General features: G+C 75.1%; 16 protein-coding genes. 12 read left to right on the forward strand and 4 right to left on the reverse strand.

The window, feature by feature from the left end; all coding sequences use genetic code 11:
* Positions 1-105: 105 nt before the first annotated feature.
* Positions 106-810 carry a hypothetical protein gene (locus HH311_RS23565; RefSeq protein ID WP_169186149.1) on the forward strand — a complete coding sequence of 235 codons (705 nt, stop codon included), beginning with the start codon at positions 106-108 and terminating at the stop codon, positions 808-810.
* Positions 811-944: 134 nt separating this feature from the next.
* Here HH311_RS23565 and HH311_RS23570 read toward each other — a convergent pair whose 3' ends face one another.
* Positions 945-3,764 carry an aconitate hydratase gene (locus tag HH311_RS23570; protein ID WP_169186150.1) on the reverse strand — a complete coding sequence of 940 codons (2,820 nt, stop codon included), beginning with the start codon at positions 3,762-3,764 and terminating at the stop codon, positions 945-947.
* 504 nt (positions 3,765-4,268) lie between these two features.
* Between HH311_RS23570 and HH311_RS23575 the strand changes: the two genes are divergently transcribed.
* The 6 genes from HH311_RS23575 (at position 4,269) to fabI (ending at position 10,566) form a co-directional block, all read left to right on the forward strand.
* Positions 4,269-5,624: an NlpC/P60 family protein gene (locus HH311_RS23575; protein ID WP_169186151.1), complete on the forward strand. Its 1,356-nt coding sequence runs from the start codon at positions 4,269-4,271 to the stop codon at positions 5,622-5,624.
* Positions 5,625-5,691: 67 nt separating this feature from the next.
* Entirely contained in the window at positions 5,692-6,816 is a 1,125-nt protein-coding gene (locus HH311_RS23580; protein WP_211190712.1) for a MoxR family ATPase, read from the forward strand.
* A complete protein-coding gene (locus HH311_RS23585) occupies positions 6,813-7,949 on the forward strand; it encodes a DUF58 domain-containing protein (RefSeq protein ID WP_312030358.1) in 1,137 nt (378 codons plus the stop codon). Before HH311_RS23580 ends, HH311_RS23585 begins: the two co-directional genes overlap by 4 nt.
* A 5-nt stretch (positions 7,950-7,954) precedes the next feature.
* Entirely contained in the window at positions 7,955-8,923 is a 969-nt protein-coding gene (locus HH311_RS23590; protein WP_169186153.1) for a VWA domain-containing protein, read from the forward strand.
* Positions 8,924-8,996: 73 nt separating this feature from the next.
* Entirely contained in the window at positions 8,997-9,701 is a 705-nt protein-coding gene (gene fabG / locus HH311_RS23595; RefSeq protein WP_169186154.1) for a beta-ketoacyl-ACP reductase, read from the forward strand.
* Positions 9,702-9,798: 97 nt separating this feature from the next.
* Positions 9,799-10,566, forward strand: a complete 768-nt coding sequence (gene fabI / locus HH311_RS23600; RefSeq protein WP_169186155.1) for an enoyl-ACP reductase FabI — start codon at positions 9,799-9,801, stop codon at positions 10,564-10,566.
* Between the two features lie 7 nt (positions 10,567-10,573).
* Here the strand turns inward: fabI and HH311_RS23605 are convergent, their stop codons facing one another.
* A complete protein-coding gene (locus tag HH311_RS23605) occupies positions 10,574-13,324 on the reverse strand; it encodes a LuxR family transcriptional regulator (RefSeq protein WP_169186156.1) in 2,751 nt (916 codons plus the stop codon).
* A 169-nt stretch (positions 13,325-13,493) separates the two neighbouring features.
* Between HH311_RS23605 and HH311_RS23610 the strand changes: the two genes are divergently transcribed.
* On the forward strand, positions 13,494-14,159 hold the full coding sequence (locus tag HH311_RS23610; RefSeq protein ID WP_169186157.1) for an FAD-binding protein: 666 nt from the start codon (positions 13,494-13,496) through the stop codon (positions 14,157-14,159).
* A gap of 258 nt (positions 14,160-14,417) precedes the next feature.
* On the opposite strand, the gene HH311_RS23615 is transcribed toward HH311_RS23610, so the two are convergent.
* Positions 14,418-15,119, reverse strand: a complete 702-nt coding sequence (locus HH311_RS23615; protein ID WP_169186158.1) for a M50 family metallopeptidase — start codon at positions 15,117-15,119, stop codon at positions 14,418-14,420.
* Between the two features lie 139 nt (positions 15,120-15,258).
* On the opposite strand from HH311_RS23615, the gene HH311_RS23620 reads away from it, so the two are divergent.
* Positions 15,259-16,347, forward strand: a complete 1,089-nt coding sequence (locus tag HH311_RS23620; protein WP_169186159.1) for a ferrochelatase — start codon at positions 15,259-15,261, stop codon at positions 16,345-16,347.
* Between the two features lie 229 nt (positions 16,348-16,576).
* Here HH311_RS23620 and HH311_RS23625 read toward each other — a convergent pair whose 3' ends face one another.
* The gene (locus HH311_RS23625; RefSeq protein ID WP_211190713.1) at positions 16,577-17,368 is read right to left on the reverse strand and encodes a hypothetical protein; all 792 of its coding nucleotides are present in this window, start codon (positions 17,366-17,368) and stop codon (positions 16,577-16,579) included.
* 188 nt (positions 17,369-17,556) lie between these two features.
* Here HH311_RS23625 and HH311_RS23630 point away from each other — a divergent pair, with 188 nt between their 5' ends.
* The 3 genes from HH311_RS23630 to HH311_RS23640 are packed head-to-tail and all read left to right on the forward strand — an operon-like array spanning position 17,557 to position 20,067.
* The gene (locus HH311_RS23630) at positions 17,557-18,408 is read left to right on the forward strand and encodes a DUF3097 family protein (RefSeq protein ID WP_169186251.1); all 852 of its coding nucleotides are present in this window, start codon (positions 17,557-17,559) and stop codon (positions 18,406-18,408) included.
* A gap of 25 nt (positions 18,409-18,433) precedes the next feature.
* Positions 18,434-18,880 (forward strand): NfeD family protein, encoded by a 447-nt coding sequence (locus HH311_RS32825; RefSeq protein ID WP_169186160.1) that lies wholly within the window; start codon positions 18,434-18,436, stop codon positions 18,878-18,880.
* On the forward strand, positions 18,880-20,067 hold the full coding sequence (locus HH311_RS23640) for an SPFH domain-containing protein (protein WP_248293005.1): 1,188 nt from the start codon (positions 18,880-18,882) through the stop codon (positions 20,065-20,067). The genes HH311_RS32825 and HH311_RS23640 overlap by 1 nt, the downstream gene beginning before the upstream one ends.
* Positions 20,068-20,077: the final 10 nt, after the last annotated feature.

The raw sequence follows: 20,077 nt of genomic DNA on the forward strand, positions 1-20,077 counted from the left end.
TCCGGGCCGGAGGACCAGGTCGCCGCGGAGGCGCTCGCCGAACGCCCGACACCCACAGGGGGGACCCGCCGGGCCCGGGCGGAAACGGCTTGCGATCCTTCACGCATGCGGGACCTGCTCTGGTCGACCTTCCTGCCCTGGGTCCGCGTGCCGGGCACGCCGACCTACCGTCGGCTGGCCGCCGAGGGCGTGCCGCCGGACCTGCCCGGGTACCGGCTGCACGACGCCGGGCACGAGCCGCCGGGCGCGACCGCCGACGAGACCCGGGCACGGTCGGTGTCGACGCGCATCCTCGCGGCCGAACAGGCCCGGGTCGCTGAGATCACCGCCCTGCTCGACCGGCTCGGGCTCGACCACGGTCCCGACGGCGAGGCCTGGGACGCCATCGGCGCGTGGCTCGCCGGCCGGCCCGCCGACCACGCCACGCCCTCGCTGCAGCTCGACCTCGGGCTGCTCCTCGGCCGGCGCCTCATCGAGGCCCGTCCCGGCGCGGCGTGGGAGGCCGACGACCTCGGCGTCCAGGCCTACCCGTGGGTGGTCCTCGGCACCGAGGTGATCGCGGTGCCGCTGCAGGCCGTCGAGCGCGGCGGCACCGAGCCCGGCGTCGCCCTGCGCCACGCCCTCGACGCGCAGCGGGCCGACCCGGAGGCGGAGTTCGTCGCCCACCTGCGCGAGGTCCTCGACGGCGGGGGAGAGCCCACCGCCGAGGACCTGGAGTGGATGCTCGCCGAGAGCGGGCTGGAGTCGCTGCCCGACCTCCCCGACGACGTCCGTGACCGGCTCCCGGTGCCCGTCGACCCGCCGTCGTGACCCGGCCCGGCATCTGACCCGGCCGGCACCCGACCCCGGAACGCACGAACGGCCGGTTCATGACCATCGAAGGTCACGAACCGGCCGTTCGTGCGGAGCGGAGCTCAGCCCACCACCGGTCAGCCCAGCACTGGTCAGCCCAGCATCTTGCGCAGCACGAACGGCAGGATGCCGCCGTTGAGGTAGTACTGCGCCTCACCGGGAGTGTCGATCCGGAGCCGGGCGTCGAACTCGACCGGGTCGCCGTCGCCGGTGGCCGTCACGTGCACGGTGTCCGGCACGCCGCCGTCGTTGAGCGCCTCGACCCCGGTGATGTCGAAGGTCTCGGTCCCGGTCAGGCCCAGCGAGTCGGCGTTCTGGCCCTCGGGGAACTGCAGCGGCAGCACGCCCATCCCGACGAGGTTCGAGCGGTGGATGCGCTCGTAGCTCTCGGCGATCACGGCGCGGACGCCGAGCAGCGTCGTGCCCTTCGCCGCCCAGTCACGCGACGAGCCGGAGCCGTACTCCTTGCCCGCCAGCACCACCAGCGGGGTGCCCTCGGCGGCGTAGTGCTGCGCCGCGTCGTACACCGCGGCCTGCTTGCCGCCGTCGGTGTAGTCGGCGGTGAAGCCGCCCTGCTCGAGCGAGCCGCCGTCGCCGGTCGGCAGCAGGTTGCGCAGCCGGATGTTGGCGAAGGTGCCGCGGATCATCACCTCGTGGTTCCCGCGCCGGGAGCCGTAGGAGTTGAAGTCCTTGCGGTCGACGCCGTGCTCCTGCAGGTAGCGCCCGGCGGGGGAGTCGGCCTTGATGGAGCCGGCGGGGGAGATGTGGTCGGTGGTGACCGAGTCCCCGAGCTTGAGCAGCACGCGCGCCCCGGAGATGTCCGAGACCGCGGACGGCTCCCGGTCCATGCCCTCGAAGTACGGGGGCTTCCGGACGTAGGTGGAGTCCTCGTCCCAGGTGAAGGTCTCGCCCTCGGGGGTGGGCAGCGAGGTCCACCGCTCGTCCCCGGCGAAGACCTCGGCGTAGCGCGAGGTGAACTGCTCGGCCGACAGCGAGGACTCGATGACCTCCTGGATCTCCTGGGGCGAGGGCCAGATGTCGGCCAGCGTCACCGGGTTGCCCTGGGCGTCGTGGCCGAGCGGCTCGGTGGTGAGGTCGAGGTCCATCGTCCCGGCGAGCGCGTAGGCCACCACGAGGGGCGGGCTGGCCAGGTAGTTCATCTTGACGTCGGGGTTGATGCGGCCCTCGAAGTTCCGGTTGCCCGAGAGGACCGCGGTGACCGCGAGGTCGTTGTCGTTGACCGCGGCGCTGATCTCCTCGGGCAGCGGGCCCGAGTTGCCGATGCACGTGGTGCAGCCGTAGCCGACCAGGTTGAACCCGAGCTTCTCCAGGTAGGGGAGCAGCCCGGAGCGCTCGTAGTAGTCCATGACGACCTTCGAGCCGGGGGCCAGGGAGGTCTTCACCCACGGCCGGCGCTCGAGGCCCTTGTCGACGGCGTTGCGGGCCAGCAGGGCCGCCCCGATCATCACCGACGGGTTCGACGTGTTGGTGCACGAGGTGATCGCGGCGATGGTGACGGCGCCGTGGTCGAGCTCGAGCCGCGTGCCGTCCTCCAGCGTGACCGGCACCGGGTTCGTCGCGCGGCCGCCCGGGTCGGTCGGCTGGCGGTGGACCACGGGCTTGTCGGCGTCGCCGTTGGGGTGCTCGGCGGGCGGGTCGGAGGCCGGGAACGACTCGACGTCGGACTCCTCGGACTGCGACCGCGCGGACCCGTCGTCGTCGACGTAGTCCGGCAGTGACGCGCGGAAGGACTCCTTGGCGGAGTCGAGCTGGATGCGGTCCTGCGGGCGCTTCGGCCCGGCGATGCTCGGCACCACCGTGGACAGGTCCAGCGAGAGCGTCTCGGAGTAGTCGGCCTCGTGCGCCGGGTCGTGCCAGAGGCCCTGCTCCTTGCAGTAGGCCTCGACGAGCGCGACCTGCTCCTCGTCGCGGCCGGTGAAGCGCAGGTAGGTCAGCGTCTCGTCGTCGATCGGGAAGATCGCGCAGGTGGAGCCGAACTCCGGGCTCATGTTGCCGATCGTGGCGCGGTTGGCGAGCGGCACCGCGCCGACGCCCTCGCCGTAGAACTCGACGAACTTCCCGACGACGCCGTGCTCGCGCAGCATCTCGGTGATCGTCAGGACCAGGTCGGTGGCGGTGGCGCCCGCGGGGAGCTCCCCGGAGAGCTGGAAGCCCACGACCTTCGGGATCAGCATCGACACCGGCTGGCCGAGCATCGCGGCCTCGGCCTCGATGCCGCCGACGCCCCAGCCGAGCACACCGAGGCCGTTCACCATCGTGGTGTGGGAGTCGGTCCCGACCAGCGTGTCCGGGTAGGCCTGGCCGCCCCGGGTCATGACGACGCGGGCCAGGTGCTCGATGTTGACCTGGTGGACGATGCCGGTGCCCGGCGGGACGACCTTGAACTCGTTGAACGCGGTCTGGCCCCAGCGCAGGAACTTGTAGCGCTCCTCGTTGCGCTGGTACTCCAGCTCCACGTTGCGCTCGAACGCGTCCGGGGTGCCGAAGAGGTCGGCGACGACGGAGTGGTCGATGACCAGCTCGGCGGGCGCGAGCGGGTTGACGCTGGTCGCGTCGCCGCCGAGCTCGGTGACGGCCTCGCGCATCGTGGCGAGGTCGACGATGCAGGGCACGCCGGTGAAGTCCTGCATCACCACGCGGCCGGGCACGTACTGGATCTCGGAGTCCGGCTCGGCCTGCGGGTCCCAGTGCGCGAGCGCGTTGATCGACTCCTGGGTGGTGACCAGGCCGTCCTCGGTGCGCAGCAGGTTCTCGAGGAGCACCTTGAGGCTGAACGGCAGGCGCTGCGAGCCCTCCACGGCGTCCAGCCGGTAGATCTCGTAGCTGGTCCCGCCGACCTCGAGGGTCCCGCGGGCCCCGAAGCTGTCGACGCTGCTGGCCTCTTCGCTCACGCCTGTCCTCCCTGGTGGGGCGGACCCGTGGTGGGGGCCCGGCCCGCGGCTGCGGTCGGCCCGTGCGTCGTGGGCCGATTCGGGTGTGGGCCGACCGGGGGGTGGTGGTGCGCCGACCGGTCGGTCCGCGGTGCGGGACCGACACCGGGGGTGGCCTTGGTGGTGCACCCTCGCGCGCCGGCTCGCAGCGTGGCCCGCCGGTGCGTCGCGCCGCCGTACCGCGCGGTGACGATCCCGTCCTGCGGGGAGTCTCGCGCACGGCCACCGCTAGCGCACTCGCACCCCCGGACCTGCACCTTCCAGGTTACGACGATCACGTCGCCGGGTCGGGGTGCCGCCGCTCACCCCGGGGCCGGCCCGTCGGTCCGTCGGGGAGCCGCCCCACGGGCCCCTCACGACCCATCCGCCCCGAGGACACGCCCACGCCGGAGTGGTGCCACCGCTGCCGCCGCCCGGGGTGATCCACTCCGGGCGACCGGGCCCACGTCGACGAGGGGGGACGCGGTGGCGCGAGCGGTCGGCCGGACCGTCGCCGGCCTCGTCGTGTGCGTCCTGGCGCTGACGGTGCCGACCGGGGTGCCCGCGCTCGCCCAGACCGCCCCGCCCCCGCCCCCGCCGTCGGGCGCGACGGCGGGGGCGGGGGCCGAGGTCGGCCGGCTCGTCGCCCAGCTCTCGACGCTGCAGAGCCAGCTCGACGACCTCGCCGACCAGGCCGGGGAGCGCCAGGAGCTCGCGAACCGCGCCGTGGCGGACGACTCCGCCGCCCGGGCCCGCGTCGAACGGACCCGCCGCGACGCGGCCGCTGCCCGCGCGTCCGCCGACACCGTCGCCGCGAACGCCGAGGCCGCCCGCACCCGCGTCGACGACTGGGTGGCCGCCCAGTACCAGCAGGCCGACGCCTCGAGCATCGCCGCCGCGCTCGCCGGGACCCACGGGCCGCAGGACGTCGCGGACCGGCTGCAGCTGCAGGGCCTCGTCTCGGCCCAGCAGTCCGTCGCCCTCGAGGGCTACGAGCGCGCCCGGGTCGACGCCGCCAACGCCGACTCGCGGGCCCGCGCCGCCGCGGCGCAGGCCGCCGACGCCGCCGCCAGGGCGTCCGCCGCCCGCGACGCGGCCGCCCGGGCGCTCGCCACGGCCCGCGCCGCCGTCGCGTCGCGCCAGCAGCAGATCGCCACCGTCACCGCCCAGCGCACCGCGGCCCAGGCGCGGCTGAGCCGGCTGGAGGCCTCGGACGCGGCGCTCGCGGCCCAGCGCCGCCGGGCCGAGGCCGCGCAGGCCGCCCAGCAGCAGGCCGCGGCCGCCTCCGACGCGGCGGCGCGTGACGCGGCCCGGGCGCGGCTGGCCAAGGCGCCCGCGCCCGCCGTCAGCACCCCCTCGCCGTCGCCCTCGCCGTCGCCGCCCTCGTCGTCGAGCCCGGGGCAGGCGCCGTCGGGGGACCGCGTCCAGACCGTCATCGACCGGGCGCTCTCCGAGCTGGGCACCACCTACGCGTGGGGCGGGGGCGACGCCGACGGACCCACGCAGGGCATCCACGACGGCGGGGTCGCGGACGCGTTCGGCGACTACGACAAGGTCGGTTTCGACTGCTCCGGGCTGATGGTCTACGCGTTCGCGGGGGTCGGGGTGTCGCTGCCGCACTACAGCGGCTACCAGGTCGACGCCGGCCCGAAGTTCCCGCTCCAGGCGCGCCGGCCCGGCGACCTGCTGTTCTGGGCCGACGGCGACGGGGTCCACCACGTGGCGCTCTACCTCGGCGACGACCAGATGGTGGAGGCGCCGGAGTCGGGGAAGGTCGTGCGGATCGCCCCGGTCCGCTTCGACGACGAGATCCTCCCGACGGTGACCCGGCCGGTCTCGTGAGGCGCCCTCACCGGGGTCTCACCTCGCCGTCCCTCTCCTTGGCGGGGCACGCACGGTGTCGGGCCCGATGGGTACGGTCACGGCCGACAGCGGACACGGATGCGGAGGGCACTCGGTGAGCGAGCAGCAGGCGCCGGACACCCCGGCACACGACGCCGAGCAGCTCGAGCGGACGGTGCTCGAGGTCAAGCGGGTGATCGTCGGGCAGGAGCGCCTGGTCGAGCGGATGCTCGTCGGTCTCCTCGCGCGCGGGCACCTGCTGCTGGAGGGTGTGCCGGGCGTGGCGAAGACGCTCGCCGTCGAGACGTTCGCGCGGGTGGTCGGCGGGTCCTTCGCGCGCATCCAGTTCACGCCGGACCTGGTGCCCTCGGACATCCTCGGCACGCGCATCTACCGGCAGGGCCGCGAGGCGTTCGACGTCGAGCTCGGCCCCGTCGTCTCGAACTTCGTGCTGGCCGACGAGATCAACCGCGCGCCGGCCAAGGTGCAGTCGGCGATGCTCGAGGTGATGGCCGAGCGGCACGTGTCGATCGGCGGCGTGAGCCACCCGATGCCCGACCCGTTCCTCGTGCTCGCCACGCAGAACCCGATCGAGAACGAGGGCGTCTACCCGCTGCCCGAGGCCCAGCGCGACCGGTTCCTCTTCAAGATCCTCGTCGAGTACCCCACGGCCGACGAGGAGCGCGAGATCGTCTACCGGATGGGTGTGCACCCGCCGGAGCCGCACACGGTGCTGGACCCGGCGGAGCTGCGCCGCCTCCAGGAGGTCGCCTCCCAGGTGTTCGTGCACCACGCCCTGGTCGACTACGTGGTGCGCCTGGTCGTCGCCACCCGGGCGCCCGCCGAGCACGGGATGTCCGACGTCGCCGGCTGGGTCGCCTACGGCGCCTCGCCCCGCGCGTCGCTGGGCATCATCTCCGGCGCCCGGGCGCTGGCGCTCGTGCGCGGGCGGGACTACGTACTGCCCCAGGACGTCGTCGACATCGCGCCGGACGTGCTGCGCCACCGTCTCGTGCTGTCCTACGACGCGCTGGCCGACGGGGTACCGGTCGACCACGTGGTCACCCGGCTGCTGCAGACGGTGCCGCTCCCGCAGGTCAGCGCCCGTCCCGTCGCGGTCTCCGGCCCGGCCGGCCAGGCCCCGCAGCACGCCGGCCCGGCGCCCGGGCGCCAGGCGGCGGCCGGCTCGTGAGCAGCGAGGAGCCCCCGGCGCGGACGTCGTGGTGGCCGCGGCTGCTCGGGCGCCTGGGGGTGGCCGAGGACGCTGAACAGGGTGACGACGACGGGTCGGTACGTGCCGGCGCCGCCGGCCCGCCGGGGGATCCCGACGGGGCACCGCGCCGCCCGCCCCGCGAGGGCCGCGGCGCCGAGCCCTTCCCGCCGAGCCTCGCGCCCGGCAGCGAGCACCTCGACGCGGCCCTGCGCACGCTGGAGCTCACCGTGCGGCGGCGCCTCGACGGCCTGCTGCAGGGCAACCACCTCGGACTCGTCCCCGGCCCGGGGTCGGAAGCCGGCGACGCGCGGGTCTACCAGCCGGGCGACGACGTGCGGCGCATGGACTGGTCGGTCACGGCGCGGACCTCCGAGCCCCACATCCGCGAGACGATCGCCGACCGGGAGCTGGAGACCTGGCTCGTCGTCGACCTCTCGCCGAGCCTCGACTTCGGCACCGGCGGCTGCGAGAAGCGGGACCTGGCGGTGGCGGCGTGCGCGGCGGTCGTGCACCTCACCCGCGGCGGCGGCAACCGGGTCGGCGCGATCGTGGCCACCGGACAGGACCTGGTGCGCCTCCCGGCGCGCGGCGGGACCGTCCACGCGCACGCGCTGATGCGCCGCATCGCGGGGACCCCGCGGGCCCCCGAGGGCACCCGGGGCGACCTGCTCGGCGCGCTCGAGGCGCTGCGCAACCCGCCGCGCCGGCGCGGCCTCGCCGTCGTGGTCTCGGACTTCCTCGGCGACGTCGACTGGGACCGGGCGCTGCGCGGGCTGGCGATGCGCCACGACGTCCTCGCGATCGAGGTGGGCGACCGGCGCGACGAGGAGCTGCCCGACGTCGGCACCGTCGTGCTCGCCGACCCGGAGTCCGGGCACTCGCGGGAGGTCACCACCACCCCGACGCTGCGCCGCCGGTTCGCCGCCGAGGCCGCGGCCCACCAGGAGCAGGTCGCCACGGCGCTGCGCGCCGCCGGGGCCGGCCACCTGCGGCTGCGGACCGACCGCGACTGGATCGCCGACGTGGTGCGCTTCGTCGTCGCGCGCAAGCGGGGCTGGTCGGGGCAGGGCTCTGCCCCGGTGCTGACCAGCACCCCGGCCGGGAGGAGCTGACCGCGATGTTCTCGCACCCGTGGTGGTTGCTCGCCCTGCTCGTCGTCGCCGTGCTCGCCGCGGCCTACGTGTGGAACGAGCGCCGCCGGCGTCGCAACACCATGCGCTTCACCAACCTCGGCGTGCTGGAGAAGATCGCGCCGAAGCGCCCGGGCCGGCTGCGGCACGCGCCGGTGGCGCTGATCCTGGTGGCGCTGACCTGCCTCGTCGTCGCCCTCGCCGGGCCGCTGGCCACCGAGCAGGTGCCGCGCAACCGGGCGACGGTGATGCTCGCGATCGACGTGTCGCTCTCCATGCGCGCCACCGACGTGAGCCCCACCCGGCTCCAGACCGCCGAGCAGGCCGCCACCGAGTTCGTCGACCAGCTCCCGCCCGGGATCAACCTCGGGCTGGTCTCGTTCGCGGGCACCGCCACGGTGCTGGTGTCGCCCACGCGCGACCGCGACACCGTCAAGCGCGCCATCTCGACGCTGCAGCTCGCCGAGTCGACGGCCACGGGCGAGGCGATCCAGGCCTGCCTGGCGGCCATCCGGTCGGTGGCCAGCCAGATCCAGGGCCCGGAGCAGCCCCCACCGGGCCGGATCATCCTGCTGTCGGACGGCAAGCAGACCATCCCGTCCGACCTGGAGGCCCCCCGCGGCGCGTTCACCGCGGCCGACCAGGCCAAGCAGCAGGGCGTGCCGATCTCGGCGATCTCGTTCGGCACCGACTACGGCGAGATCGAGATCGAGGGGCGCCCGGTCCCGGTCGCCGTCGCCGACTCCGACATGCAGGAGATCGCCCGCCGTTCCGGCGGCGACTTCTCCAAGGCCGCGAGCCAGCAGGACCTGCGCGCCACCTACGACACGCTGCGCGAGCAGATCGGGTACGAGTCCCAGGAGGTCGACACCGGCGGGGACTGGCTCATGGCCGGCACGATCCTCGTCGTCATCGGTCTGGGTGCCGCGTTCGCCCTCGGTGCCCGGTTGCCGTAAGCCCGACCACTCACTCGCCGCTACCTGTCGGTAGCCGATAGCGTGCGCCCGCCGCCGACGTTGGAGGAGATGCGTGAGCCGGGTCGTGCTCGTGACCGGAGGCAACCGGGGCATCGGCCTCGCCGTCGCACGGGAGCTCGCCACGGCGGGCCACACCGTCGTCGTGACCCACCGCAGCGGTGAACCGCCCGAGGGGCTGCCCGGGGTGCACTGCGACGTGACCGACTCGGCCTCCGTGGACGCCGCCTTCAGCCAGGTGGAGAGCGAGCACGGGCCGGTCGAGGTGGTCGTCGCCAACGCCGGCATCACCCAGGACGGGCTGCTCATGCGCATGCCCGAGGACGCCTTCACCGGCGTGCTCGACGCCAACCTCACGGGCGCCTTCCGGGTCACCCAGCGCGCGACCCGCGGGATGATGAAGGCCCGCTTCGGCCGCCTGATCTACATCTCGAGCGTCGTCGGGCTCATGGGCGCGCCCGGCCAGGTGAACTACGCCGCCTCGAAGGCCGGGCTGGTCGGGCTGGCCCGCTCGGTCGCGCGCGAGCTCGGCGGGCGCGGGGTCACGGCCAACGTCGTCGCCCCCGGCTACGTCGACACCGACATGACCGCCGACCTGTCCGACAAACGGCGCGAGGAGATCCTGGCCGCCGTCCCGGTCGGCCGGACGGCGAAGCCCGAGGAGATCGCCAAGGCCGTCGCGTTCCTCGCCTCCGACGACGCCGCCTACATCACCGGCGCCGTGCTGCCCGTCGACGGCGGCGTCGGCATGGGCCACTAGGTGCGCTTCGCGCTCGTGAGCACTCAAGGTCGGTATAGCGACCATTAGTGCTCACGGGCCCGGAGGGCACCTCACCACCGAACCGGAAGGAACCCCCGTGGGACTGCTCGACGGCAAGCGCATCCTGGTCACCGGGATCATCACCGACGCGTCGATCGCGTTCCACGTCGCCAAGGCGGCGCAGGAGGCCGGGGCGACGGTGGTGCTCACCGGGTTCGGCCGGCTCTCGCTGGTCAAGCGGGTCGCGCAGCGGCTGCCGCAGGAGGCGCCGGTGATCGAGCTCGACGTGCAGAACCAGGAGCACCTCGACGGCCTCGCCGACCAGGTCCGTGAGCACGTCGACGGCCTCGACGGCGTGCTGCACTCGATCGCGTTCGCCCCGGCGGGCGCGCTGGGGGAGGGCGCCTTCCTCTCCGCGCCCTGGTCCGACGTCTCGACGGCGATCGAGGTGTCGGCCTACTCGCTGAAGTCGCTCGCCGTCGCGTGCCGCCCGCTGCTGACCCGCGGGTCGTCGATCGTCGGGATGGACTTCGACAACACCGTCGCCTGGCCCGCCTACGACTGGATGGGCGTCGCGAAGTCCGCCCTCGAGTCGACCACCCGCTACCTCGCCCGGGACCTCGGCCCCGACGGCATCCGGGTCAACCTCGTCGCCGCCGGCCCGCTCAAGACGATGGCCGCGAAGTCGATCCCCGGGTTCCAGTCGTTCGAGCAGGCCTGGACCGATCGCGCACCGCTCGGGTGGGACCTCTCCGACCCCACCCCGGTCGCGAAGACCGCCTGCGCGCTGCTCTCCGACTGGCTCCCGACGACGACCGGCGAGATGCTCCACGCCGACGGCGGGTTCCACGCGGTCGGCGTCTGAGCGACCCTCACGAGCTCGCCACGAGCCGGGCCAGCTGGGCCCGGCTCGTGACCCCGAGCTTCCGGAAGACGTTGCCGAGGTGGTACTCGACGGTCTTGCGGGACAGGAACAGCGCCGCACCGACCTCCTTGTTCGACGCGCCGTCGGCGACGGCCAGGCAGATCTGCAGTTCCCGGTCGGTGAGCGCACCGAGGTCCGGGGCGGCCGGGGCCGCCGCCCGGCCGCCCGCGGCGCGCAGCTCGGCCTCCGCGCGGCGCGCCCACGGCACCACCCCGAGCCCGGCGAACGTGGCGGCGGCCGCCGCGAGGGGTTCGCGGGCGTCGCGGACGCGTCCCCGCCGGCGTCGGTGCTCACCCAGGAAGAGCTGCGTCCGGGCCTGCTCCAGCGGCATCCCGGCCTGGGCGTCCACGGCCTGTGCGAGCAGGTCGTCGGCCCGGTCATCGGGGGCGACGCGCGCCTCGGTGCCGAGCGCGACCGCGCGGGACCAGGCGCTGTCGCAGCGTTCCGCGTCCGCCACGAGCCCGGCGGAGACCGCCGCCGCCTCGGCGTGCCGGCCGGCCCCGAGCAGGGCCTCCACGTGGTCGGCGTGCCACGGGACGATCTTGGGGTGCTGGGATCCGAGGTCGGCGGCGGTCGCCCGCACGAGGTCGAGGTGTCGCGCCGCGTCCTCGGGGCGGCCGAGCCCGAGCTCGAGGAGCCCGAGGGTGTGGTGGGCGTAGAGCAGGATCGGCCGCAGGCCGCTCGACCGCGCGGTCTCCAGCGCCGACTCCGCCTCGCCGCGGGCCAGCGGCTCGTCGCCCTCGAGCGCCGCGGCCCGCCCGTGCATCGCGTGCGCGTAGCCGGCGAGCACGCCCTGGCCCGTCTCCTCGCAGAGCCCGATCGCCTCGGTCAGGTCGGCCCGGGCGCGGGCCACCTCCCCGGTCTCGAAGCGGAGGTCGGCCCGGAGCATCAGCGGATGGGGGAGCAGCGTCGTCGCCATCCGACGCCTGAGGAACGCGACCTGCTCGTCGACCTCGCGGAGGCCGGCCGCGCCGTGATCGGCGAGACGCCACCAGTGGTGGAGCCCGGTGTAGTACAGGGGGAACCGCCGCAGGAGCTCGTCGCGGTGGGCCGCGGGGTCGGTGCGCCGCAGTAGCTCGCGGGTCGGGCCGGGATCGCCCGCGCTGAGGGTGAAGAGCGCGCACGCGAAGTCCGCGAGGTGACGGATGGCCGGGTCGGTGATCGGGAGCTCCCGGACGCGTCGGGCCAGCCCGGTGCCCGACCGGATCTGCCCGGTGCTCCACATCGCGACGACGAGCTGCACCCCGAGGAGGGCCGCCAGGTCCGGCGCCGGTCCGACGAGCCGCTCGATGACCGGCATGACGACGAGGTGGGCCTCGCCCGCCTCGACGGTCCACACCCGCAGCGACGCGTCGAGGGCGAGTGCCTGGTCGCGGAGGCCGGCGACGACCCCGGAGTCCGGCTCCTCGGCCAGCACCGCCGTGACGAGCTCGTGGGCGAGGTCGCGGCGCCCGGCCAGGTAGGCGGCCTCGGCCGCCCGCAGCCGTCGTCGGGCGCGCTCGGTCGGCTCCGGCGAGAACTGGGCGGCCCGCACGAGGGCATCCACCCCGGCGGCCACGCCGCCGCGCTCGACCGCGACGTCGGCCGCCCGTTCGAGCGTGGCCGCGACCTCCTCCGACACCCCGACCGTCGCCCCCGCGAGGTGGTGGGCTCGCCGCACCACCGGGACGCCCTCGAGGCCCGCCCAGGCCGCGTGAGCCCGCCGTCGTGCCTGCGGGCCGGCCTGGGTGACCACGGCCGAGCGCAGCAACGGGTGGACGAAGCGGGGGAGCCCGGCCTCCCAGCGGACGACGCCCCGGCGCTCGGCGTCCTCGAGCGCCGTCGGGTCGAGCCCGCGAGCGGCCAGGGCTCGGGCGTGGTCGGGCAGCTCGCCCTCCCCGGCCACGGCGAGGACGGCGAGGGCCTCGAGGTCGCCGGGTGCGAGCTCCGCCAGCCGTCGCCCCGCCGCGGCCGTCCCCCGGGGACCGAGGGGCACCGGGTCGGGCAGCGCGGCCGCGCCCGTCCGCTGCTCCGCCGAGAGGCCGCGCACGACCTCGAGGAGCGCCAACGGGTTCCCGCCGCAGGCCGTGCAGAGCGTCGTGGCGACGTCGGGCGTCACGTCGTGCCCGGCCAGGAGCCGGACCGCCTGGTCCGGCTCGAGCCCACCGAGCTCGGTCCAGGACCAGCTCCCCGGGATCGGACAGGGCCGGTCGTCCGCGCCCTGCGGGTCGCGGCAGGCCAGGACCACCGCGACGGCGTCGCGCGCCAGCCGCCGGAACGCGAAGGCCATGGCGTGGCCCGAGACCTCGTCGACCCACTGCGCGTCGTCGACGACGACGAGGACCGGTTCCTTCTCGGCGGCGACGGCGAGCAGCGCGAGGCAGGTGGCGCCGAGGGTGAACGGGTCGGCGCCGTCCTGCGTGCCGACGCCGTCGAGCAGGGCCCGGGCGACGGCGCGGGGGGCGTCCGGGAGGTCGTCCACGCGGTCGTCGAGGGGGCGCAGGAGCGCGAGGAGCGCCGCCAGCGGGAGGTCGCGCTCGCTCTCGGTCCCGCACACGACGAGCACCGTCATGCCGGTGGCGGCGTCGATCGCGTCGTCACACAGCGTCGTCTTCCCCGAGCCCGCGGACCCGCGGAGGCCGAGGACGCCGGCGCGGGAGTCGCGGGCCGCGTCGAGCAGACGACGGACCTCCCGGCGCTCGTCCTCGCGTCCCTCCACGCGCCACCATCCTAGGTGCTCCCCTGCCGCCCGGACCCGGGGATTCCCCGGATCCCCCACGTGTCGCACGCGGTGATCCTCGTGGCCGGGCACAGATCGGGACGGACCACCGTCCCGGCCCGGGCAGGGGGGACCGCGCGATGCCACGACAGCGTCCGGGGTGGACGGCATGACCGTCACGACGGAGCTGTGGGCGCGGGGCGCGGCGATCACGCGGAGTCTGGTCCCGCGGCCCCGCGCCGAGCACGGACGGTCGCCGTCGGTCGTCGGCGGCGTCCCGCCAGCGGCGATCGTCCGGTGCCGGAGCGTCGAGCAGGTCGTCACGGGCCTGGGGATCGCACGGCGGTCGGGCCTGCGCGTCCGGGTCGGCTGTGCGGGCCATGGCGACGGTGGGGTCGCGTCGCGTGGTGCGGGGCCGCTGGTGATCGATCTGTGCGCCGTGGGGGAGGTGGCCGTCGACGCGCGCGCACGGACGGCGCGGGTGGGGGCGGCCGCGTCGTTCGCCGCCGTCGACGCCGCCACGGCCGCGCACGGACTCGGCGAGCCCCGGCTGGTCGGTGCCGAGATCGTCACGGCCGACGGCCTGGTCCGCCGGGTCGGCCCGGAGTCCGATCCCGACCTGTTCGCAGCGCTGCTCGGGGGAGGGACCGGGCTCGGGACCGTGACACGGGTCGACCTGGCGCTGCGTCCGCGCCGGGTGGGCCGCCGGCCCCACCCGGGCCTCGACGTGCTCACCGCCGTGGCGGATCGCCGCGCCCTCACCGGACGCGAGCGGGAGCGTCGGGAGATCGTCCGGCGCGCGTACGACCCCGAGGGGTTGTTCGCGCCGGTCTAGACGTCGGGGGACGGGACCGGTCCGGCCGGGGCGGGGGGCGTCGGCCGGGCCGGTTCGGGTTTTCTCGCGACCGCACGGACGGGCGCGCCCGGCCACCGACGGCGGCGTCGGGCCGGCTCGACGGTGCCGGCACGACCGAGTCGCGAGGACCCGGTCGTCCCGGGGTCGTGACGACGAGGCCGACCAGGTCCTCGGAGCGGTCACGCTCCGCCGTGACCGAGTCACGGGGACCCGGTCACGACGCGGTGGTGCCCCGATTCAGGCGGGCCCGTCGAAGGGCCAGACCCCGGCGGGCCACGCGGTGCCGGTGAACAGCAGCCGCCCGCCGGCGTAGAGGCAGACGAGCGCGACCGTGATCCAGAACGACTTCCAGACGATCGTCGGGATCCACGTGCTGCGGGACAGCCGTCCCGCGTCGGACGTGGGGCTGCGGCCCATGATCACGGCGGAGCGCACGCCCCCAATCAGGAGCCACCAGACGACGGCGGCGGCGAGCGTGATCTGCACCAGCGGACCGCCGAGCCAGAGGACGAGGACGACCGTCGTGAGGGCGACGAGGGTCACGACGAAGGCGAGTGCGTTCTCGCTGTAGAGGAAGGCGACGAACAGGAGCACGACGGAGGCGGCCAAGATCGCCCAGGCGTTGCCGTGCACGAGGATGGCGGCGCCTCCGAGGCCGAGCAGGGGCGGGGTCAGATAGCCCACCACCACGGTGAGCAGATAGCCGATGCCCCAGCTCTGGTCCTTGACGGAGGTGCCGCCTCCCCCACCGTCGGCCAGCCCGAAGCCGTCGAAGCCGCGGAAGGTCACGACGGACATGAACATGTGCCCGCCCTCGTGGGCGACCGTCACGATCGAGCCCGCCCACGACCCGGTGAACACCACGAGCAGGAGGGCGAGGAACCCGGCTGCGTACACCACGGGCTGCCCGACCACGGGCACACCGATGAGATCGTCCATCCCGCATCCCCCCAACGGCGCAGAGCCCCCTCGCGCCGTGAAGGAAAGGTAAAGCCGATCACTCGCCCGAGCGATCGGCCGTTCGGAGCAGTTCGGGGTCACAGGTGGCAGGTGGGCCCGGGCGGGGAACCATGACCGGGTGAGCACGAACCCTGCCGGACCCGTCGACGCGGTCCTGCTCCTGTCCTTCGGCGGACCGGAGGCCCCGGACGAGGTCCGGCCCTTCCTCGAGAACGTCACCCGCGGTCGCGGCGTCCCGCCCGAGCGGCTCGACGCCGTCGAGGAGCACTACCACCACTTCGGCGGCCGCTCGCCCATCAACGACCTCAACCGCGAGATCATCGCCGCGCTCCGCCGCGAGCTCGCGGCCGCCGGGTACGACCTCCCGGTCTACTTCGGCAACCGCAACTGGCACCCGTTCGCCGAGGACACCGTCACCGAGATGGCCCGCGACGGCGTCCGGAACGCGCTGGTGTTCGCGACCAGCGCCTACGGCGGCTACTCGGCCTGCCGGCAGTACCACGACGACATCGCCCGGGCCCGGGCCGCGGCCGCCGAGCGCCTGGGCGACGAGGCCCTGGTCCCGGACCTGACCAAGCTGCGGCACTTCTACGACCACCCGCTGTTCGTCGAGGCGGTCGCCGACGGGGCGCGGGCCGCGAGGGAGACCCTCGACGCCGGGCACGACGCCCGTCTGGTCTTCACCGCGCACTCGATCCCCGTGTCGGCCGACGAGACGGCCGGGCCGCCCGAGGAGGGCGGGCACCGCTACTCGCGGCAGGTCGGCGAGGCGGCGCGGCTCGTGGCGGCGGAGCTCGGGGTCGCCGAGCACGACCAGGTGTGGCAGTCGCGGTCCGGGCCGCCGCAGATCCCGTGGCTGGACCCCCAGATCGAGGACCACCTCGACGCGCTGGCCGTGGCGGGCGTCGAGGACGTCGTGGTCAGCCCCGTCGGGTTCGTCTCCGACCACATCGAGGTGGTCTTCGACCTCGACACCGAGCTCGCCGAGCAGGCCGACAAGCTCGGCGTCCGGATGGCGCGCGCCGCCACCGCCGGGTCCGACCCCCGCTTCATCCGCATGATCGTCGAGCTGATCGCCGAGCAGGTGGAGGGCGCGGCGCCGCGGGAGCTGGGGAACGGCCCGCGGGGTGGGGTCGGCTGCAACGGGTCGTTGTGCGCCCCCGGCTGCTGCGAGCCCCCGGCCCGCCGTCGATCCGCGTCCTCCTGAGTCGGTCCGAGCGGCCCCCGCCCCGGTGATCAGGAGCACGTGGGGCAGGTCTCGCGGCTGGTCCGGGTGCGCGATGTGCCCCTCGTCGTCGGCGCGGCCGGCTCGGCCCGCGCCCCCGCGCACCACCCCGGGAGCACGAGCGGCCGGTTCGTGACCATCGAAGGTCATCAACCGGCCGTTCGTCCGTTCCAGGGACGGGTCCACTGCCGCCCGCGACGCCACGGGCCGGTCAGGCCGCCGTCAGGACCCGCACCGTCTCGGCGACCGCCGCCACCCGCGCCGCCCGCACCGCCGTCGCGAGCGGGCGCAGCGCGTCGGTCCGCGCCAGGGCGGCCGCCGAGGTGAGCGCGCCGCCGGGGTCGTCACCGGAGGCCGCGAGGAGGATCGCCTCGACCTCGTCGGCGTGCTGCAGCACCCGCAGCGGACGCCCGGGCGTCCCGGCGGGCCAGGACGGCTGGGGGCGACGACGCAGCGACGCGGCGATCTCCTCCCGGACCCCGGCCCGCGGCCGCGCGACGTCCATCTCCGCCAGCGTGGTCGCCGCGTCCCGGACGCCGGTCCGCAGGTCGTGCTCGGCGTCGGCGAGGCTCGGGTGCGCCTGCGGCGGGACCTCCCCGACGACGTGGGCGGTCCAGCGCAGCACGCCGTCGGCCACCACCGCGGGGACCACCGCCAGCCCCGCCCCCGGGAAGACCGCGCACTCGCCCGCCGCCATCGCCGCCGTCCGCAGCGCGTCGGGCCCCGGCAGCCCCCGGACGTCCCCGGCCACGGGGAGCACCACCCGGGCGTCGAGGTCGCCGCCGGCGTCCCGCTGCCGCAGCAGCACCAGCAGCGCGGCGAGACCGGCACCGGCGCGGTCGGGCGTCGGCAGGTCGGTCTCCGCGGCGACGCCCGCGTCGGCCGCGACCACGTCGTGGGCCTCCGACCACGGGGCGAGCGCGTCGAGGACGTCGTCGGCGGCGGCCGCACCGGCGATCCACGCCGCGCTCCACACCGCCAGGGACGCGCTCGCAGCAGGCATGTTCTCCAGCCTAGGCAGACGTTCCGCGGGCCCACCAACGCGGCCGGGGCAGCGCGCGTGTCGGAGCCCCGTCCGGCCACGGATCGCCACTACCGTCGTCGGGCGTGGCGAGGACGCAGGGCCGCGGCATGAACGGCTCCTCCGGGGAGGCCGGGTTCCGGACGACGGGCGGGCTCGGTCGTCCGTCGATGGGGGCGCGGTCCGGCGGGCCGTCGAGCGGCGCGGGCCGCTCCGGCGGGCTCCCGGGCCTGACGAGCCACCGGCCCACCCAGGAGATCCTGACCGTCGAGGCCGAGCCCGGCCTCGTCGTCGAGGACGCGACCGGCTCCTTCTGCGGCGCGGTGATCCGCGCCGACGTCCGGGAGGTCGTGCTCGAGGACGCCGCCGGCCGTCGTCGGCTCTTCCCGATGAAGCCCGCGTCGTTCCTGTTCGAGGGCCGTCTCGCCACGCTCACGCCGCCCCGGCCGCGGGAGAGCCCGGAGCAGCAGCGCTCGGCGTCGGGCTCCGTGCGCGGCGACGACCGGCGGGCGAAGGTCGCGAGCCCGCACCGCATCTGGGTCGAGGGCGTGCACGACGCCGCCATCGTCGAGCGGGTCTGGGGTCACGACCTGCGGGTCGAGGGCGTCGTCGTCGAGCCGCTGCACGGCGCGGACGTGCTCGTCGAGGCCGCGCACGAGTTCGGGCCCGGCCCGGACCGCAAGCTCGGCGTCCTCGTCGACCACCTGGTCACCGGCTCGAAGGAGACCCGGATCGCCGAGGGCCTGCGCCGCGACCTCGGGCCGGCGAGCGAGCACGTGCTGGTCCTCGGCCACCCCTACGTCGACATCTGGGAGGCCGTGAAGCCGGCCGCGGTCGGCATCCGGGAGTGGCCGACGGTGCCGCGCGGGATCGAGTGGAAGAAGGGCGTGTGCGCCGCGCTCGGGTGGGGCGACGAGCGCGACGGCGCCCGCCGCGTGCTCGGTGCGGTCTCGACCTGGAACGACCTGCAGACCCCGCTGATCACCGCGATGGAGCAGCTGATCGATTTCGTCACCACGTGACACCCGGCGGGGGCACACTGGTCGTGTGATCCCGCTCATCTGGGCGATCGCGGGAGTGGTGCTCGTCGTCGCCGAGGTCCTCACCGGTGGCCTCGTGCTGCTCATGCTCGGGGCGGCCGCCCTCGGCACCGCGGCGGTCGCCGCGGCCGGGGCCCCCCTCGGCCCCGACCTGGCGGTCTTCGCCCTGCTCGCGGGGCTGTTCGTCCTGGTCGCGCGGCCCGCCGTCCGTCGGCGGATGCAGATCCACGACCCGGTGAACACCGGTACGCGGGGGCTGCTCGGGTCCCGCGGCGAGGTCGTCGAGCCCGTGGGCGTGGGCGCGGGGACGGTGCGGCTGGCCGGGTCGTTGTGGTCCGCGCGCTCGCTGCACGAGGACGACCTCCCGGCCGGGACGCCGGTCGTCGTCGTCGAGATCTCCGGGGCGACCGCCGTCGTCACCGCGACCGGGTCCGTCAACCCAGTGGAGGAGTGATGGACGTGTCCATCGTCGTCACCGTGCTCGCCGTGCTCGTGGTGATCCTCGTGGTCACCACGATCGCGAAGAGCGTCACGGTCGTCCGCCAGGCCGAGGCCGCCGTCATCGAGCGCCTCGGCCGCTACCAGCGCACGGCCGAACCGGGCCTGACGCTGCTCGTGCCGTTCATCGACCGCATCCGCGAGCGGGTGGCGCTCTGGGAGCAGGTCGTCTCGTTCCCGCCCCAGCCCGTGATCACCCAGGACAACCTCACGGTGTCCATCGACACCGTCGTCTACTACCAGGTCACCGAGCCCCGCAACGCCGTCTACGAGATCAACGACTACATCAACGGCGTCCAGCAGCTCACCACGACCACCCTGCGCGACGTCGTCGGCGGCATGAGCCTCGAGCAGGCGCTGACCTCGCGGGAGACCATCAACACCGGCCTGCGGCGCGCCCTCGACGACGCCACGGGTCCCTGGGGCCTGCGGGTGGTCCGGGTGGAGCTCAAGGCGATCGACCCGCCCCCGTCGATCCAGGACTCCATGGAGAAGCAGATGCGCGCCGACCGGGAGAAGCGCGCGATGATCCTCACCGCCGAGGGGCACCGCGAGGCGTCGGTGGCCGAGGCGCAGGGCAACAAGCAGGCCGCGATCCTCAACGCCGAGGGCGCCAAGCAGGCGGCGATCCTGTCCGCCGAGGCCGACCGCCAGTCCCGGATGCTGCGGGCGCAGGGCGAGCGGGCGGCGCGCTTCTACCAGGCGCAGGGCCAGGCCAAGGCGATCGAGAAGGTCTTCGCCGCGATCAAGGCGGGCAAGCCGACCCCGGAGCTGCTGGCCTACCAGTACCTGCAGACGCTGCCGCAGATGGCGCAGGGCGACGCCAACAAGATGTGGGTGGTGCCCAGCGACTTCGGCAAGGCCCTCGAGGGCTTCACGCGCATGCTCGGCGCCCCCGGCGAGGACGGCGTCTTCCGCTTCCAGCCCTCGCCGGTCGACGACGAGGTCGTGGCCCGGCGCCCGGGCGACCCCGACGACGACGTCGCCGACTGGTTCGACACCTCGACCGACCCCGAGATCGCGAAGGCGGTCGCGCACGCGGAGTCGATCGCCACCCAGGGGGTCGCGGACGCGGCGCCCGGCGCGGGCCCGGGCTCCAACGGCGCCGGGCGGCACGCCGGGGGAGAGGACGGTCCCTCGTAGGATCGGGTCC

It is taken from the genome of Actinomycetospora sp. TBRC 11914, assembly GCF_012933465.1.
GTDB lineage: Bacteria > Actinomycetota > Actinomycetes > Mycobacteriales > Pseudonocardiaceae > Actinomycetospora.

What these genes read in the sequence shown, in the direction of transcription:
- HH311_RS23565 (WP_169186149.1), top strand. Translation starts at nt 106, where the DNA reads ATGCGGGACCTGCTCTGGTCGACCTTCCTGCCCTGGGTCCGCGTGCCG.
- HH311_RS23580 (WP_211190712.1), top strand. Translation starts at nt 5,692, where the DNA reads ATGGGTACGGTCACGGCCGACAGCGGACACGGATGCGGAGGGCACTCG.
- HH311_RS23590 (WP_169186153.1), top strand. Translation starts at nt 7,955, where the DNA reads ATGTTCTCGCACCCGTGGTGGTTGCTCGCCCTGCTCGTCGTCGCCGTG.
- HH311_RS23610 (WP_169186157.1), top strand. Translation starts at nt 13,494, where the DNA reads ATGACCGTCACGACGGAGCTGTGGGCGCGGGGCGCGGCGATCACGCGG.
- HH311_RS23615 (WP_169186158.1), bottom strand. Translation starts at nt 15,119, where the DNA reads ATGGACGATCTCATCGGTGTGCCCGTGGTCGGGCAGCCCGTGGTGTAC.
- HH311_RS23625 (WP_211190713.1), bottom strand. Translation starts at nt 17,368, where the DNA reads ATGCCTGCTGCGAGCGCGTCCCTGGCGGTGTGGAGCGCGGCGTGGATC.
- HH311_RS23630 (WP_169186251.1), top strand. Translation starts at nt 17,557, where the DNA reads ATGGGGGCGCGGTCCGGCGGGCCGTCGAGCGGCGCGGGCCGCTCCGGC.
- HH311_RS23640 (WP_248293005.1), top strand. Translation starts at nt 18,880, where the DNA reads ATGGACGTGTCCATCGTCGTCACCGTGCTCGCCGTGCTCGTGGTGATC.